The organism is Methylophilus sp. VKM B-3414, assembly GCF_032248435.1.
GTDB classification, from domain to species: domain Bacteria; phylum Pseudomonadota; class Gammaproteobacteria; order Burkholderiales; family Methylophilaceae; genus Methylophilus; species Methylophilus glucosoxydans.
Window position 1 is genome coordinate 383987 of record NZ_JAVTLI010000003.1, and the last position, 17276, is coordinate 401262.

Sequence of the window (17276 nt, forward strand, 5' to 3'; positions counted from 1 at the left end):
GTTGTCATGCCGCTGACCAATCCCTTACCCAATCCCTTACCCAATGCATTACCCCATCTGGGCTTTGGACTGGGCCTCAGGCCCACGCACTATCCGTATATTTTTGAACATCAGCCACCGGTGGACTGGTTCGAAATTATTTCGGAAAATTTTATGGATACCGACGGCAAGCCCAAGCGCAACCTGGCGCGTATCAAAGAGCAATACCCGATTGTCATGCATGGTGTGTCGATGTCCATCGGCAGTGTGGATGCATTGAATTCTGAATACCTGACCAAGCTCAAGGCGCTGATTGACTGGGTGCAACCGGCCTGGGTGTCGGATCATCTGTGCTGGACTGGCGTGGCACATAAAAATACCCATGATTTGCTGCCGCTGCCCTACACCGAAGAGTCGCTCAAGCATATGGTGCAGCGTATCTGCCAGGTGCAGGACAGGCTGGGCCGCAGAATCGCGCTCGAAAATCCGTCTACCTATCTGGAGTTCAAGCATTCCACCATTCCAGAAGCCGAGTTTATTGCGGCCATGGCGCAAGCGGCAGACTGCCATTTGCTGCTGGATGTGAATAATGTCTATGTGACGAGCTACAACCACCGGCTGGATGCACAAGCCTATCTGGATGCCTTGCCAATGGAGCGGGTGATTCAGGTGCATCTTTCGGGGCACCGCAACAAAGGCAGTCACATCGTTGATACCCACGATGACCATGTGACGGATGCGGTGTGGGGGCTGTACCAATATGTGGTGCACCGTGCTGGCCGCGTGCCGAATACCATGATTGAGTGGGATGACCAAATCCCGGAGTTTCCGGTGTTGGCTGCTGAGCTGGAGAAAGCCCGGCAAGTGGCCAGCCAGGCCAGCGCCTATGCCTTGCCAGACACAGCCAAGCCGGTTGAGGCATCTAGCCCAGCCATGCAACCGTCTTTACTGCAGGCGCAAACCCACTTTCAGCAAGCCATTGTGCTGGGCGATCGCATGGACAGTCGTCCGGCAGAGTGGATACGCGCCAAGGCCGAGTTTGCGCCAGAGGCACAGTTGTCGGTGTATACCGAGGCCTACCGTTACCGCTTGTTTGACGTGGTGGCTGAAGATTATCCGGTGTTGGCGCATTATTTAACGCCGCCAGTCTTTGACCGGCTGCTGTGGGATTTTATTGCGGCGGTGCAACCAGACCATTTTAATATCGGCCGCTTTGCACTTAAGCTGCCTGCGTTTATTCAAATTGCGCTGCCTAAGCATGGTTTTGCCCATGCGCTCTGCCAGTTGGAAACGCTGGTCGCACAAATGATGGACCCGGCTGAAACGCCTGTGCTGCAAGCTTCGCAGCTACAGGGGCTCACGCCGGATGGATTGATGGACTTGCAACTGATGCCCAGGGCCGCGTTATCACTGGCGCACTTTAGCCACGGTGTGAATGCATACTATCAGTCCGTGATGGACGAGCTGCCGACGCCGATGGACGAAGCCGTTGACGAGTATCTGGTGGTGTATCGCCATGAGGATGTGGTTTGGCGCATGACGCTGGAGGCGCAGGAGTTCGCATTGCTCAGTACCTTGTTTGGCGGGGCGACCGTGGGCGAGGCGTTAGCTGGGCTGGATGACGCAGCAGGCCCCGAGGTCATGGCCTATTTTTCAAAATGGATGAGAAACGGCTTGCTGGCCGCAACTCAGTTGGAGGCGACGATTGACGCTACCGCGGCTGACACCACTCATCTGCAAAAGGAGGAAACACATGCATATTTTGTTTGAGGGATTGATCGCTTGGCCGAAAAAAGTGGCTGCGCATTTTGAATGGCTGGGCCCGTTGGTCGCCCGCGTCGTGGTGGGCTACACCTTTATGCTCACGGGCTGGGGCAAGCTGAATAACCTGCCCGCTATCATTGAGAACTTTCAAAGCTGGGGCATCCCTTTCCCTGAATTCATGACGCCATTTGTAGCCGGCTGGGAGTTTTTCGGTGGGTTAGGCCTGATTCTGGGGTTGATGACGCGTATTTGTGGCGGGGCACTGGCGGTGGTGATGGTGGTAGCGATTATTTCGGCAAAACTGGCGGATATCGATTCGCTGGAAACCTTGCTCGGCTTTGAGGAGGCGACTTACTTTGCCGTGTTTACCTGGCTGGCGATTTGTGGTGCAGGCAAGGCTTCGCTGGATCATTGGCTGGAGCGGCACTACAAAAAGCATTAATGTCCATCGGCGCACTGCCATCAAGCATACGGGGTGGTCACTGCGCGGATGAATCGTTGACCAGCATGGCGTTCGCCAGCGCACCCACTTCACGCACGGCCTGTTCAATGGCCAGTGTCCACAAGTGACTGAAATTAAGGCGGATGTAGTGCGTGAATTCTTTTTTGCGCGAGAAGATGGTGCCTGGCGCGACGGTGATGCCGTTATCAATGGCGGCACGGTAAAGGGCAAGCGCATCAATGCTGGGTGACAGTTTGACCCAGATCACATAACCGCCTTGTGGCACGGACAGCTGGGTGCCCGCCGGAAAACTTTGCTCGATGACGTTGCGGATCAGCACGTAGTTGGAGCGCAGGGTGTGGCGCAGCTGTTTGAGGTGCTGCTCAAAGCTGTCGCGCTGCATGAATTTGGCAATGGCAATTTGTGGCGGCGAAGGCAGTGACAGACTGTTGAGAAACATGAGCCGCTCGACTTCCTGACGATAGCGTCCTGCCACGGTCCAGCCGACGCGGTAGCCAGGCGCCAGCGATTTGGAGAAGGACGAACAATGCAGCACCATGCCTTGCTGGTCATAGGCTTTGGCAGGCTTGGGCGGCGCGTCACTGAAATAGAGCTCACTGTACACGTCATCTTCAATCAGCGGGATTTGCTGCGCTGCCAGAAAGCTCACCAGTGCTTGCTTTTTGGCTTCTGGCATGGCAAAGCCAAGCGGATTCTGGAAGTTGGTGGTGAGGATCACGGCGGCAATACGCACGTTGTTGCTCACGGCCTGCAAGGCGTCGAGGTCTATGCCCGTGAGCGGGTCGGTGCGTAGCTCGGCGACTTTCATGCCCAGGCGTTCGACGGTATGTGCCAATGCATAGTAGCCGGGCGATTCGAGTGCGATGGTATCGCCCGCTTTAGCCACGGCTTGCAGGCACAGGGTAATCGCCTCGGTTGCGCCGTGGGTAATGACAATATCATCGGGCGACACATCCATGCCATGCGCCAGGTAACGCCGCGCAATCTGCTGGCGTAATAACTCGTTGCCTGGGGGCAAATCACTCAAGACCCCCCATTCGCCCTGATCATCGGTCAGCGCTTTTTCATACTGGTGGATTTTTTTGAGCGGGAATAGCTGCGGATCCGGGAATGGCGATCCCAGCGGCACCGTGCCAAATTCGCGGATGGATTTAAGCGTAGTGAGGACTAACTTGCTGGCGTCGACTTCGGCCAGATTCAGGTCTTTGGCCAGCGGCGAGGCGGCCTTTTGCTGCAGGCGTTTGCGTGGGGTGACGTAATAGCCGGATTGCGGATGGCTGCTGATGACGCCTTCTTGCTCCAGCAATAAATAGGCACGCAACACCGTGCTGATACTCAAGCCATATTGCTGGCTGGCTTGCCGTACCGAGAAGATTTTTTCACCTGGCCGCAAGACGCCTTCGTCTATCATGGCGCGGATGCGGGCGGCGAGCGAGACGTAAAGCTTCATGGATGGCAAGGCTTGCGAGTATCAAGATGTTCACCATTATACGTGAAGCCAGCGGGCGAGGATTTGCCAGAACAACGATACAACAGCCTGCGTTTAAACACACTTGCCCTGTTTAAACGCACTTGGGTGAATCAAAAAAGATCAGGCTGTTTGCAAGGCCAGCGCAACCTCAGCCCCAGTGGCAGTCAGACTGGCCACCAGCCGGTCCTTTTGTGCGCATACCTTGACCAGCGCCTGGTCATCGAGCGCAGTTAACAGACGCTGCAGTGTACTCATGCGCAGCTCGAGACGTTTGCATAGCGCGGCCAGCGGCATGTGCGCGCGGCCCTGGCTGTGTTCCGCATACAGGCATTCGAGGATGCTGAGCAGCATGACCGCACTCGGGTCCAGCGGGGTCAGGTTGATTGAAGTGTCTTCCCGAGCCTGCGAGTCTTCAACCGCAGAGGGCAGTGTCACCTCTGCCTCGAGCATGGACTGTAAGGTGTGGTCACGTTCAAGCAGCATGGGCGACCTCGGGGGCAGTGGTTTTCTCGATGATTACCGGAATCGATTTGGAGGTTGGGGTACGCGAATCGTCGGCTACGCTTTCCAGCGGTACCAGGTTATTGGTTTCCGGGTAATAGCCACTCAGGCAGCCTGCCGGAATATCGTAAGCCACCACCAAAAATTTGTCTGCGCGGCGTGTGATGCCATCCTGCCAGACGCTGACCAGGTTGATCCAGTCCCCTGCTTGCAGACCCTGGCGCGCAATATCGGCCGGGTTCATGAAGATGACACGGCGCTCGCCAAAGACGCCGCGGTAGCGGTCATCCATGCCATAAATGGTAGTGTTGTACTGGTCATGTGAGCGCGTGGTCATCAGCACAAATAACTGATCGCCATATTGCTCACGGGCCTGATGGATGGGCGAGTTTTTAGGGATGGCTTGCAGCGTGAACTCAGCCTTGCCAGAGGCGGTATTCCAGATGCGCTCGCTAGACGGCACGGGCAGGCGGAAACCGCCCGGGCGTTTGATGCGCTCGTTATAGTCTTTAAACGCCACCGGCAGGGTTTGTTCAATCAGGTCACGGATTTTGCTGTAATCCTCAATCAGCGCCAGCCAGGGGATGGTACTTGTTTTAAGCGTTGCCGCGGCCAGGCGCGCCACAATCGCCGGCTCTGACAACAAGTGCGGGGAAGCAGGTTTGTTCATGCCATAAGAAATATGCACCATGCTCATGGAGTCTTCCACCGTCACGCCTTGCGGGCCTGTGGCTTGCGTGTCGATTTCGGTGCGACCCAGACAGGGCAGTATCAAGGCCTGTTTGCCATGCACCAGGTGACTGCGGTTGAGTTTGGTGGTGACATGCGCGGTCATCTCGCAATTGCGCATGCCTTGCCAGGTGCGGTCAGTATCTGGCGTGGATATTGAAAAGTTACCGCCCAGGCCAAAAAAGAATTTCACTTTGCCTGCAATCATGGCTTCGATGGCGCCTACCGCATCATAACCTGGTGCTTTGGGGACATTGAGGTCAAACACCTGGTCTAGCCGTTGCAGAAACTCCAGCGGCATTTTTTCATAAATGCCCACCGTGCGGTTGCCCTGTACATTGCTATGGCCGCGTACCGGGCACAGGCCTGCGCCTTCCTTGCCGATATTGCCGCGCAACAGCATCAGGTTGACCAGGGTTTTAATGGTGGCCACGCCATGTTTGTGCTGGGTAATGCCCATGCCCCAGGTGGCAATGACGCGATCCCCCGTGGCATAAATACGGGCAATTTCCTCAATTTGTGCCAAGGGGACGCCGGACTCTTCAACAATCACGTCCCAGCTTTCCAGACGCGCATCTGCGGCAATCGCCGCAAAGTTATTGGTGTGTTCGGCAATGAAATCGACATCGACCACGCGCTCGGTGCCATGCAGAATGGCTTCGTCATCCCACTGAATGACGAACTTGATCATGCCTTTGATCAGCGCCAGGTCCCCGCCCAGCTTGGGCTGGATAAACAGGCTGCTGATCTTGCTGCCTTTAAAGCTCAGCATGTCAAACGGGCTTTGCGGGTCGGCAAAACGTTCCAGGCCACGCTCTTTGAGCGGGTTGATGGCGACAATGCGTGCGCCGCGTTTAGCCGCTTCACGTAACTCACCCAGCATGCGCGGATGGTTGGTGGCCGGATTTTGGCCAAAAATCAGCAGCGTATCGGCATGCTCAAAGTCATGCAGGGTCACTGAGCCTTTGCCGATGCCCACCGTGGCAGGCAAGGCAATACTGGTGGATTCATGGCACAGGTTGGAGCAATCAGGAAAGTTGTTGGTGCCAAATGCACGCACAAACAGCTGGTAGAGAAAGGCGGCTTCATTGCTGGCGCGGCCCGAGGTGTAAAACACGGCCTCATCTGGATGATCCAGACCGTTAAGCTGTGTTGCCATCAGCGCAAAGGCCTCGTCCCAGGACACTTCTTCATATTTGTCGGTGACCGCGTTATAACGCATGGGGTGGGTCAGGCGGCCTTCATTTTCCAGGGCGAAGTCGCTCCAGCCCATCAGTTCCGTCACCGTATGTTGGGCAAAAAAAGCCGGTGGGACACGTTTGGCCGTGGCCTCAGCGGCCACCGCCTTCACGCCGTTTTCACAAAACTCAAAGGTAGAGGTGTGTTCTTTGTCCGGCCAGGCACAACCTGGGCAGTCAAAGCCATCGGGCTGGTTTTGTGACAATAGCGTCATCACGCCTTTGACAGGGATTTTTTGCAGCGCCAGTTGGGCGGCCACTTGCTTCAATGCGCCCCAGCCAGCGGCCGGGTGGTGATACGGTTTAATCACAGCTTTGGATTGCGACATAGTTTCCAGTAAGATTGCGTCAGTACGTTTAACAGTGACAACAGGCGAGATTCAACTTGTCTGTCAGTGGGTTGTGCGGATTGCGGATGGTGTTTATCGTAGTCAGGTTGAGGCAACAAAAACAGACACAGAACCGCCCTAATTTTTAGGATACAGTTATTACGGCAGCGATTCTGATTCCTGCAGGGTCAGGCGTGGTTTTCAGTCAAAACGCCATTCCTTAGACGCGAATCCGAGCAGCGTTGCAGGGGTGTTTGACCCAAGCAACACCGCCCATGTGGAGACCTGTGTTGTGCAAGTGAGGTTGAGGTGTGCACGTAGATGAGTCAGCAGACTTAAGCGACGTGCTGATAGCGGTATTGTTGGGTATTACGGGTCTGCCAGCGACCCTGTCTAAATGCGTTGATCAGGGTTTTCGCCCGCTCACTGTGCATGCCGTCAAAACCGGGTTGATCCCTATCCAGGAAGTCGGTCAATCCAGTCACATGAGCCAAGTCTTCACGCGTCACATGGCGATACCCCATACTCCAGTCGTTAAAACTGCGCGCATCAATGGGTTCTTCAATCAGCTTCATCACATGATGGTGGCGCTGATCATGCGCGATTTTTTCATAGAGGGCATCGATCACCGCCCGCTCCCCTTCCAGCACTTGAAAGAAACATCCTTCCATGTACAGCAGCATGCCGGTGATGTGCAGGTGGCGGTTGTTCTCTCGCGCCATGGCGAGTAGCTGGATCAGCTCCTGGCTGGACATCAGGTGGTCGGCAATGCTGGTATAGCTCAGCATTACGAGGTCGTTTTCCTGTATCGGATCATGGTCCATGGCAGTTCCTTGATGAAACAGACAAACACTATGACCCGTTTGCTTGGGCGAAGGTTCTGGGTGGATGGGAGCGCATGCTTGAAGCTACGCAGACAAACTTAAGCACCTCATCCCGGCTCGCCAGCAGACTAAAAAACCTGCGGCCATGACGCATGGCACAAAGCAGGCGGCACCCGCATTCAACGCGGCCTTGGGCGTTGCTGATCCTTCAGCCTTAAGAGGATTTCTTGAAGGCGGCCTGGTAGGCGCTCACATAGTCCTGCCATTGATGGATGGTCTGATCGGCCACCTGTTTCGCCAGCGTGAGCACGGGGCCTCGCCAGTCGGCGACTTGCGCCCCAAATGCCATCAAGGCTTCGCGGTTGGCGGCGCCCAGATAACCGGCATTGCGCAAATGGGCCCAGGCGGTGAGGGCGGCCATGCTGGCAAAAATATTATCCAGCACGCTGAGTTTGCCATCCCACTGCGTGAGGTCTACCCGGTCTTGTGAGGGTTGCAGCGCTTTGATCAAATAAGACTGTTTGTCTACGCACACGGCTTTGAGAAGGGCGGGCGGCAGGACTTGGGCGCCTGCCTGTATGGTCGCGACGCGTTGAGATTCCAGCGTCCAGTCAGGTTGCGTGAGTTTGATTGCTGCGGTGTTCAGGTAAGGGCTTAGTGCACTCTGGTTGCTGGCTTTCATGTCTATGAGTGCGCGGCGCTCTGACCCTTTGCCGTTCACGAGCACGACATAGCGTTCCAGGCCCAGGCTACCGGTGCCAGCAATGCGGCGCGCAATATCCAGCGGATAAAAGAAGTCTTTTTTAGACTGCACTTGCATGGCCTTCATGTATTTTTCCAAAGCGGCTTGTTTTTGCGCTTTGTCCAAGGCCAGCGCACGTTTGCCGTCTATCAGGAGTGTGTCCGGTGCTTTGGCATTGGTCCGGCTTGCGATAAAGGCCTGGTTGCTGCGCTTGCTCAAGTCTGACAACAGATGCCTGATCGAGCCACGGGCCGTTTTGCGCTCTACCCATTTGGGTTTGCCTTCCGCCAGTGCCTGCGCGTAGTTCTGCACCATGATGTCAAGCAGTGCAGTGGTTTGTTTGGGTTTGAGCTTGAGTGTGTCCTGGGCGACCAGCAGGCTGGTCAGCAAGCGCGTCAGCTCCCACAGGCAAGGCGCCAGGGCGGCTTCATCAAAGTCGTTGAGGTCAAAATAGGCCAGGCCGTTTTCGGCTTTGTAGCTGCCAAAGTTTTCCAGATGCAGGTCGCCGCAAATCCAGGCGGCAGGGCTTTTTAGCTTTGCGAGGGCTGGATGCCAGTCTTCATAAAACAAATGGCAGGTGCCGCGCAAAAACACGAACGGGTCTTTGCACATGGCGGCCAGTTTCATGTGCAGACGCTCAGGGTCGCGGCCGGCGTTGTAGTGTTGGATTCTGTCTAAAATAGGCATGGCGGTTCCGGAAAAGGGTACAAAGCGTTGTCTGCGCGAGGCTGGTTCTGAAAGGGATACTCCGGGCTTTCAGCACGCAACGGTTTAAGGCAGGCCGACCAGCTTGAGATATTCCTCCAGCGTCAGCGTCAATCTTTGCAGTGAGGCATTCACCTCATCCAGCGGTTGGTTATCATGTAAATGCAGTTTCTCCAGCAGGCTTTTATGGGCCTCGATGGCTTGCAAGTGCGCTTCGAGCTTGGATGTTTTGAGGTCTTGGGTCATGGTGGATTCTCCATCATCGTCGGGGGCGGTGAACAGGCTTGAGCGCCTGCTGCAATCTATGTATGTCTGGTTCGAGTATCAATCGGATGACTAAGTTTTGTGGCGCCTGCTGAAAATGATGTGTTGATGGCTGGGCGCTTGCCCAAGCCCCGGTAATTTTCCAACATGCCGCGCTGAGACTGCTTGCCTGATCACGCCTGACTCATCCTGCCTGGTCTGGCTCGCCATACAGTGACAGGTAACGGGCGGGCTGATGCGAGCTTAAAAAATGTTCAAAGTCGTCAGGCGACAAGGGTTTTGCAAACAGGAATCCTTGCAGCTTGTCTGCACCCAGTGCTCGGCACAGGGTGGCTTGTGGCAGGGTTTCTATGCCTTCGACAATGACTTCAAGATCCAGACTTTTGGCCATGACGATCATGGCTTTGAGCAGGCGACAATCCGCCTCATTCTCTGGCACATTTTGCACAAAGCTGCGGTCTATTTTCAGGATAGAGGCAGGCAGGTGTTTCAAATAGGTCATGGACGAGTAGCCTATGCCAAAATCATCCAGTGCCACTTTGAGCCCAAACTGCTTGAGGTGACGGAGTCTTGCCGAGGTTTTGTCAAAGTCAGACACCAGTACACTTTCGGTAACTTCCAGTAACAAACAGCTGCCAGGCAGGTCAATCTGCCTTAAATCACGCTCAATTTCAGTCAGCATGTGTTCATGTTGTAACCATTGTGCGCTGGCATTCACTGCGAGTACGCAGTCCGCGTCAATCAGACCGCTCTGGCGCCAGCGTGCAAACTGTAAGCAGGCCAGTTGCCGGTTTCTGCTGTCGATCTCGGCAAAAAAGCCAAGCTCTTCCACCACATCGATAAAGGCCGCCGGTGGCAGCAGACCTTGCGTGGGATGCTGCCAGCGCATGAGCATTTCTGCACCGCACACGGTAAAGTCTTGTGCATTCAATACCGGTTGGTAGTACTGCACCAACTGGTTTTGCAGGCGTTGCGAACGCAGTTCGTTCTCTACCATCATGCGATGGATAATCTGCTCTTGCAGTACTTCGCTGAAAAAGTGAAAGCCATTTCGCCCTGCACGCTTGGCATGATACATCGCCAGGTCGGCACGCTTTAACATGTCTTCTGCCGTGCTTGCGCAGCGGGGAAAGGTGGCAATGCCTATGCTGCAGGTAATAAATTGTTCGGTTTGATTCAGCGCAAAAGGCTCACGCACCTGTTCGAGGATGCGCTGCGATAAGGCGCCGACGGCGGTTTCATTTTCCAGATCGTGCACGATAATGGCAAACTCGTCCCCTCCCAGGCGGCAGACCATGTCGCCTTCTCTGACCACTTCCTGCAGTCGCTGTGCGACCTGCTTCAGCAGGTGATCGCCAGAGTCATGTCCCAGGCTGTCATTGACCAACTTGAAATTATCAATGTCCAGATAAATTAAGCCGAGTTGAACGTTGAGGCGATGCGCACGTTGCATGGCATTGCGCAAATGCTCTTCAAAATAATATCTGTTTGATAATCCGGTCATCGGGTCATTCTCTGCCAGATACTTCAATCGCTTGTGCGTTTCAATCAACTTGTTGTTCAGGGCATGGCGGGCTTGCGCGTGTACCAGCGCTTTGGTCAGGTGTCGCTCAGACAGCTCTTTTTTAAGTAAAAAATCCTGGGCCCCGGCGAAGATGCAATTTCTTTCTATGGTCTCGTTATCTTCCATGCCGGTCAGGATCACCACGGCGGCCTGCTTTTCTGTGTGTTGTGTGAGTTGGCTTAACACATCCAGGCATTCCATATCGGGCAGGCGGTAGTCGAGCAGTACGATATCAAAATCGTTTTCTTCATACAGTTTCAAGGCTTTGACGGCGGTATTTGCATGCACAATATCCTTCACCAGTGATGGGTTTTGCAACACCCGTACCACAGCCATGCGGTCCAATTCATCATCATCTACCAGTAGCAGGCGCATGGTTACTCCTTCGTGGCTGGCAGCTCAACAATGCGCCAATAATGCTCAATTAGCCCCATGACTTCCATAAAGTCGCGGTCCATGTGCTGCTTGAACACATAGCCCGCGACATGTTTGCGGTAGGCTGCGACCAGGTCCTCGTCTGATTTTGACGTCGTCAGCACAAACACCACAGCATGGGTTAATAATGGATCCGTGCGTAACGCTTCCAGAAACTCCAGGCCATTCATGCGCGGCATATTCAGGTCAAGCAGGATAATATAGGGTGCAGGAATCTGGCCCGAACGCAGCAACTCCAGCGCTTCACGGCCATCGCGGGCACGAAACAGGGTGTTCAACAGTCTTAATTTGCGTAATGCGCGCTCCAGCGAGATGGCATCAATGTCGTCATCGTCAACAATCAGCAACGATACTTCCTTATAACGATGTTTGGGCAGGATTTGCACGCATCAACCTTTCTTCTATATTGATCGGCCAGGTGAACGTGATCGCACAGCCGCGCTGACCATCGGAGCGGATGCTGGTACTGCCACCATAGGCTTCGACGATTTTTTTAACCAGTGCCAATCCCATGCCGCTACCTTCCACCTCATCGCGCGGCCTCAAGGTCTGGAACATGATATAAACCCGTTCCTGGTATTCTGGAGAGATGCCCGGCCCATCATCAATGACGCTGAACTCATAGTAATGCGGGTTGGCCTGCTGCCATTGCAACTGAATGCTGCCGCGCGTTTGATCGTGGTGTTTGATGGCATTGCTAAACAGATTGCGCAGCACCTGTTCCAGTGGGGTGGCCAGCGTATAAAACGTGGGCAAATCGTCTGCTATCTTCAGGCTAAAGCCTGCAGGCGGGGCTTGCATCTCAAAAATGGACTGCGCTACTTTGCCCAGGTCGACCTGGCTGACGCTGCCCTCCAAACGTCCGGCGCGCGAATAGGCGAGTAAATCATCCAGCAGGCGTTCCATTCTGCGCAACCGTCCGCGCAAGAGGGTCATGTGTCCACTAATGGCCTCCACTTTGCCCTGGTTAAGGTCTTCTTCGATCCAGTGCGAAATTTGGAAAATGCCGCGCAATGGCGATTTGAGGTCATGGGAGGCCACATAGGCAAAAGTGGCCAATTCTTTATTGCTGCGCTCCAGTTCATCGCGGTGTTGCGCCAGCTTTTCACTGGCTTTGACACGGGCAGAAATGTCCGTAATGGCCGACAGGACCTTGACGCCGTCATCGGTTTCTATCGGATTGAGCCCGACCTCGACAGGAAACTCACTGCCGTCCTTTCGGCGGCCATACAAGTCCCGCCCGGTGCCCATGGCTCGCGGACTCAGCTCAGAAAAAAAGAAGGCCCGGTGATGGGCATGTTGATGGCGCAAGCGCTCGGGCAGCAACATATCTATGGTTTGCCCCAGCAGCTCCTCGCGCGGGTAGCCGAAAATACGTTCTGTTTGCGGATTGACCATTTCGATCAAGCCATTTTTATTCACCATCACCATGGCATTGGGGGCAGCTTCGACGACCTGGCGAAAGCGCGCTTCCATGCGCTTGCGTGCCGAAATGTCGGTAATGGCAGACAAGACTTTGACGCCATCATCGGTTTCGATGGGATTGAGCCCGACCTCGACAGGAAACTCGGTGCCATCCTTGCGGCGGCCATACAAGTCCCGTCCGCTGCCCATGGCGCGTGGTCTGAGGTCTGAGAAAAAGGCGGCGCGATGATGCGGGTGCTGATGTCGGAAGCGCTCAGGTAGCAAAATGTCTATGGTTTGTCCCAGCAACTCCTCTCTGGGGTAGCCAAAAATGAGCTCTGTCTGTGTATTGACGAGTTCGATTAGGCCACGACTGTTCACCATCACCATGGCGGTCGGGGCGGCTTCTACTACTTGCCGGAAGCGCAGATTGGCACGCGCAACGTCTCCACTTTCATCATGCATACCCAATCTCCCATGGTGACTGCACTTAATATTTTATTTTAATAGTTAATGTTGCACTGTTGAAAAGAAGCACATGCGACCACTATGCTGCCGAGAGAGCTGATGCTGCAAAAGTACTCTTGCCGCTCGCTGAACTGTGGTTTTTATAATGAGTCACAGTCTACACCCATCATGCTGACTCTTGTATAGTACATCAGCGTGGATAATCTTGCTGTCGGACAGTCCAGCATACGTTCTGGTCAGTCTGCTTGCGCAATACTGACGGCGTTCCGTCCAGACTGTTTGGCCTGATAGAGAGCCGCATCTGCCTTGATCAGCAGTTTTTCCAAGCTGGTGCTGGTCTCCGAGGTGGCAGCTAAGCCAATCGAAATAGTCAGGTGAAGAGCGCGGTGGTTTCCAAGGTGCATTTCGGTGTTGGCTGCAGTCGTTCGCAAGCGCTCCGCGACTTCTATCGCTTGTTCTTTCTGCGTATCTGGCAACAAGATCGCAAACTCCTCACCACCATAGCGGCTGATCAAATCAATATCGCGCAACTGCGTCTGACATTGCCGGGCAAACGCTTGCAATACAACATCGCCAGCCTGGTGGCCATAGTTGTCATTGATTTTCTTGAAATGATCGATGTCTATCATTAATAAAGCGATGGCGCCGCCACGGCGCTTGAGTCTTGCCAGCGCGATATTGGCCTCTTGGATAAAGTGTCGTCGATTGGGCAATCCGGTTAAAAAGTCTTGATTGGCTTGCTTCTGCAATTTTTCCTGTAGCGCCTTGTACTCAGTAATATCTTGTATTTGTACGACAAAGTGCTGGAGCTGGCCGGCTTCATCTTTAATGGAGGAGTAGGTCAACAAGACCCAAAGCGTATGACCTTGGCTATGAAAAAAGCGCTTTTCTACCTGATAGTTATCTCGCTGGCTAGTGAGCAGCGAGTCCAGCAGCAGATGGTCAAGTTGGTGGTCGTCAGGGTGGGTGATCTGCTGGATGGTTTTCTGGCATAACGCCGCTTCATCTTCCCCCAGCATATGGCATAAGGCCCGATTTGCCTGCATAAACCTGCCATCGAGGCCTAGCAAAGCCATGCCGATGGCTGCGGAGTCATAGGTTGAGCGAAACAGTTTTTCGGATTGAAACAGGGCGTGTGAATGTTCAGCCGCCATTCGCGCGTGTTTGCTTTCACGGCGTTGGAATACAAACAACATAGTGAATGTAAAGAGTGCAAAAATACTGAAGCAGATGATCTGAATCATGGCATTTTCGTACCAGTATCTAAAAATGCGTTCAAGGTCGCGGCTGACCGCCACCATGAGTGTGCTATGCAGTTTGAGGTCGCCGGGGGCCAGTGTGGTTTGAGCCACCATACGCTGCTGCCGGGTTGAATATAACTGACCACTAAATACGGTCACCGCTTTGCCGCTTTGGATATGCCGGGTAAAAAATGAACCAGGAGTTGCCAGATTTGTGCCCGGCTTGAGCCCGTTGTCGGGCACGCTCATGAACAGCACGCCTTTGCTATGTATCAGGGAACTGCGGCTATCCTGCGTGTATAACACAGAGGCTAGCAGCGGTTTAAAATATTCGGGATCCAGAATGGCAGTGACAATCCCGGAAAATTCACCCTGCTTGCCAGGAATGATCCGGGTCAGGTTGAGTATATAGTTACCGCTCATGCCGGTGAAAGGGGGCGAAACGTAAAGCCTATCGGGATCTCGAACCCGCCGGGCGGTCTGGTAATAATCACGGTAACTGAAGTTCATGCCGAGATATTCTGGAAAACTAGTGTATATCAGTGTTCCATCGGCATCAAACACGTCAAATCCTCGTATTCCTGGCATGGTGCTCGCCATGGTTGTCAAGCGTTTGGTCGCGACTTGCTGTTGATGTTTCCACTCCGGGATTTCTTGAATAATGGCCAGTAAGGCTTGATTGGCACCTTGAAACTGGAAGGCCAGGTTTTTTGAAATGACATTGGCTTGGGTAATCAGGCGGTCGCGTTCATTCGCTTCAATTTGCGCACGCTCATGGTAAATATTGAGCGCAATCAAGCCGCCAAGCACAGACAGTGCGAGCACAAGTTCTATCCAGAGCACAACGGTCAAGCGAGTTAATAACTTTTTATGCGTGATCATGCGATGTTTTTTGCGCTACCAATGTTGACCAGGGCGAAGTGCGATTGTCCATAGCAGAGTAATTAGCATACTGCAATATTTACGCGATATCTATATGGTCTTTGCACGCGCGCAGTGTTCATGGCATTTTTGATGGATACCGCGCATGCGCGACGGTAGATGAGGCAGAAAATTGGCCGGCCTGTGATGGTTTGATGGGCCTGACGCAGGATGAACTGGTTTAAACAGCTGTTAACAGGAAGCTTTCCTGTTGTGGCCTGGCGGCAGCTGGCTTAGTGTATGCGGTCATAGGTATGCAAGCGGGCCAACAATGAGACCTTTCACTAATGTATGGATATTGGCGACGATCTTGTCTGCAGTGGTCGGGGTGGCCTGCGCGGCAGATGCGGGCATGACGACGCAAGATGGCCGCCCTTTTGCGAGCCTGAATGCGGAGGCCATCGCGCAGCTGAGTCCTGTCGATCAACAGGCATATGATGCCTGGAAACGGGCGTCAGCACCGCCGGTGACGACATCTACCTATCAGGAGGACACTGGTCCCAACACCATGGATTTGTCTTCCGATTTTTCAATGTAACTGATTTTTGAATGTTGTGGCCGTTGCCGTTTAAAATGGCGGCATGTCTGCGACCTTGATTCAACAATTTCTGCCGGGGTATCCCGCGCATTTACGTGCGCAAATTGCCCAGTTGCATGCCCAGGGCCAACTGGGCCATTATCTGCAGCAGCGTTATCCCGAGACGCACACGATTCAAAGTGACAAGGCGCTGTATGATTTTTGTAATGCGCTCAAGCAGCGCTATTTGAAAAACGCGCCCTTGCTCGACAAGGTCTATTTCGACAACCGGCTCACCATAGAAAAGCAGACACTGGGGCTCAATGCCGCCATTTCGCGGGTGCAGGGCGGCAAGCTCAAAGCCAAAAAAGAAATCCGGATTTCGGCTTTTTTTAAAACGGCGCCGCTGGCATTTCTCAACATGATCGTGGTACACGAACTGGCACATCTCAAAGAGCGCGAGCATGACAAGGCGTTTTACCAGCTCTGTCTGCATATGGAACCCGACTACATGCAATATGAGTTTGATTGCCGGGTGTATTTGTTATGGGGCGCCCTGCAAAAACATCAGCTGGATGCCGGAAACAGTGTGCGGGCGACCTTGCCTGGCTCCAAGCCATAGTGTGCGCTCACCAATGCCGTGATTGCCTTATCCAGCGCCAGTGTGGGTTGCAAGTCGCGCCCCTGATACAGCTGGCTGTCTTTGAGGCTGGGCCAGTCGGCGATGACTTTGCCGGCTGTCCAGCTTCGATTGCTTGCCGTGATGGCGGGCAGGGCGCCCCCAAATGCCAGCATGGCGGCGCCTGTGCCGTGGTCAGTGCCGCCTGTCCCATTGGCGGCGGCGGTGCGGCCAAATTCGGTGGCGACGATGATCAGCGTTTGCTGCCAGTGACTCCCCAGATTGGTTTGCAGGCTGGCGAGCAGGGTATCCAGGTCGGACAACTGTTTGCTTAGACGGCTGTTTTGGGCGCTATGGGTATCCCAGCCGCCGGTTTCCAGCATGGCAATGCGCGGGCCGTCTGGCCGGCTTAAAAAATCACCGACCATGTTGCCCAGCGCTGCTGGTTGCTGGCTGTTTTGTCCTTGCATGCCTTTGTCCGCCATATTCTCGACTTGCATCGCACTTTCCCAGGCGGCATGTAATTGGGCATCCTGCTGGTAAAGCTGGCTGACTCTTAACAGTAAATCATCGGAGGGTTGTGGCAGCTTGGCACTGGCATAGGCATCGACCTGATAGTTGCCACGCAAGGCCAGCGGAATGGTGGGGGAAAATGCAATCGCCTCGTTTTGGGCGGGCGGCAGCAGGCCGAGCAAGCGGTTCAACCAGCCATCTTTGAGCTGATAAGCACGCGTACCCCCACTTTCCAGCACATTCTGCCCGTCAAAATGGGAACGCTCGCGGTAGGCCGAGGCCACCGCATGTACAAACAGTGCATGTTGCTGCTGGTAAAGCGCCTTGGCCGTAACCAGAGAAGGGTGTAGCGCAAACAGGCTGTCCAACTTGGTGTCATTGATGTCTTGCACGGCCAAGGCGCCACGCAAGCGCTGGTAATCGGGATCTGCATACGGAATCACGGTGTTCAAACCATCGGCCGCGCCGCGCTGGATGATGAAAATAAAACGTTGTTCGGTCGCTGCTGCCGCAAAACTCAAGCTGGGGAGCCAAAAGGCGGCCAGCCCGGCGCCGCATAATTTCACAAATTGTCTGCGCTGCATG

The 17276-nt window shown here is 54.3% G+C and carries 15 protein-coding genes; 4 read left to right on the forward strand and 11 right to left on the reverse strand.

Annotation, left to right across the window (positions count from 1 at the left end; all coding sequences use genetic code 11):
* Positions 1-6: 6 nt before the first annotated feature.
* Positions 7-1749, forward strand: coding sequence for a DUF692 family multinuclear iron-containing protein (locus Q9292_RS04020; RefSeq protein WP_313985058.1), 1743 nt, complete (start codon positions 7-9; stop codon positions 1747-1749).
* The gene (locus Q9292_RS04025) at positions 1733-2185 is read left to right on the forward strand and encodes a DoxX family protein (RefSeq protein WP_313985061.1); all 453 of its coding nucleotides are present in this window, start codon (positions 1733-1735) and stop codon (positions 2183-2185) included. Before Q9292_RS04020 ends, Q9292_RS04025 begins: the two co-directional genes overlap by 17 nt.
* Positions 2186-2222: 37 nt before the next feature.
* Here the strand turns inward: Q9292_RS04025 and Q9292_RS04030 are convergent, their stop codons facing one another.
* The 10 genes from Q9292_RS04030 to Q9292_RS04075 all read right to left on the reverse strand — a co-directional run bounded on the left by Q9292_RS04030 (position 2223) and on the right by Q9292_RS04075 (position 15003).
* On the reverse strand, positions 2223-3656 hold the full coding sequence (locus Q9292_RS04030; protein ID WP_313985063.1) for a PLP-dependent aminotransferase family protein: 1434 nt from the start codon (positions 3654-3656) through the stop codon (positions 2223-2225).
* A 141-nt stretch (positions 3657-3797) separates the two neighbouring features.
* Positions 3798-4160, reverse strand: a complete 363-nt coding sequence (locus Q9292_RS04035) for a hypothetical protein (RefSeq protein ID WP_275357832.1) — start codon at positions 4158-4160, stop codon at positions 3798-3800.
* Positions 4150-6474: an FdhF/YdeP family oxidoreductase gene (locus Q9292_RS04040; RefSeq protein ID WP_313985067.1), complete on the reverse strand. Its 2325-nt coding sequence runs from the start codon at positions 6472-6474 to the stop codon at positions 4150-4152. The genes Q9292_RS04035 and Q9292_RS04040 overlap by 11 nt, the downstream gene beginning before the upstream one ends.
* 335 nt (positions 6475-6809) lie before the next feature.
* Positions 6810-7298: a BLUF domain-containing protein gene (locus Q9292_RS04045; protein WP_275357828.1), complete on the reverse strand. Its 489-nt coding sequence runs from the start codon at positions 7296-7298 to the stop codon at positions 6810-6812.
* 214 nt (positions 7299-7512) lie between these two features.
* The gene (locus tag Q9292_RS04050) at positions 7513-8727 is read right to left on the reverse strand and encodes a DUF2252 domain-containing protein (protein WP_313985070.1); all 1215 of its coding nucleotides are present in this window, start codon (positions 8725-8727) and stop codon (positions 7513-7515) included.
* Positions 8728-8811: 84 nt separating this feature from the next.
* Positions 8812-8991, reverse strand: a complete 180-nt coding sequence (locus tag Q9292_RS04055; protein ID WP_275357824.1) for a hypothetical protein — start codon at positions 8989-8991, stop codon at positions 8812-8814.
* Between the two features lie 202 nt (positions 8992-9193).
* Positions 9194-10948, reverse strand: a complete 1755-nt coding sequence (locus Q9292_RS04060; RefSeq protein WP_313985074.1) for a putative bifunctional diguanylate cyclase/phosphodiesterase — start codon at positions 10946-10948, stop codon at positions 9194-9196.
* Between the two features lie 2 nt (positions 10949-10950).
* Positions 10951-11394, reverse strand: a complete 444-nt coding sequence (locus Q9292_RS04065; protein ID WP_313985077.1) for a response regulator — start codon at positions 11392-11394, stop codon at positions 10951-10953.
* Positions 11366-12877 (reverse strand): PAS domain S-box protein, encoded by a 1512-nt coding sequence (locus Q9292_RS04070; RefSeq protein ID WP_313985080.1) that lies wholly within the window; start codon positions 12875-12877, stop codon positions 11366-11368. Before Q9292_RS04070 ends, Q9292_RS04065 begins: the two co-directional genes overlap by 29 nt.
* Before the next feature lie 239 nt (positions 12878-13116).
* Entirely contained in the window at positions 13117-15003 is a 1887-nt protein-coding gene (locus Q9292_RS04075; RefSeq protein ID WP_313985083.1) for a diguanylate cyclase, read from the reverse strand.
* Between the two features lie 310 nt (positions 15004-15313).
* On the opposite strand from Q9292_RS04075, the gene Q9292_RS04080 reads away from it, so the two are divergent.
* Positions 15314-15580: a hypothetical protein gene (locus Q9292_RS04080; protein WP_313985086.1), complete on the forward strand. Its 267-nt coding sequence runs from the start codon at positions 15314-15316 to the stop codon at positions 15578-15580.
* Between the two features lie 43 nt (positions 15581-15623).
* Entirely contained in the window at positions 15624-16181 is a 558-nt protein-coding gene (locus tag Q9292_RS04085) for a YgjP-like metallopeptidase domain-containing protein (RefSeq protein ID WP_313985089.1), read from the forward strand.
* Here Q9292_RS04085 and Q9292_RS04090 read toward each other — a convergent pair.
* Entirely contained in the window at positions 16127-17275 is a 1149-nt protein-coding gene (locus tag Q9292_RS04090; protein WP_313985092.1) for a DUF1501 domain-containing protein, read from the reverse strand. The genes Q9292_RS04085 and Q9292_RS04090 overlap by 55 nt on opposite strands.
* Position 17276: the final 1 nt, after the last annotated feature.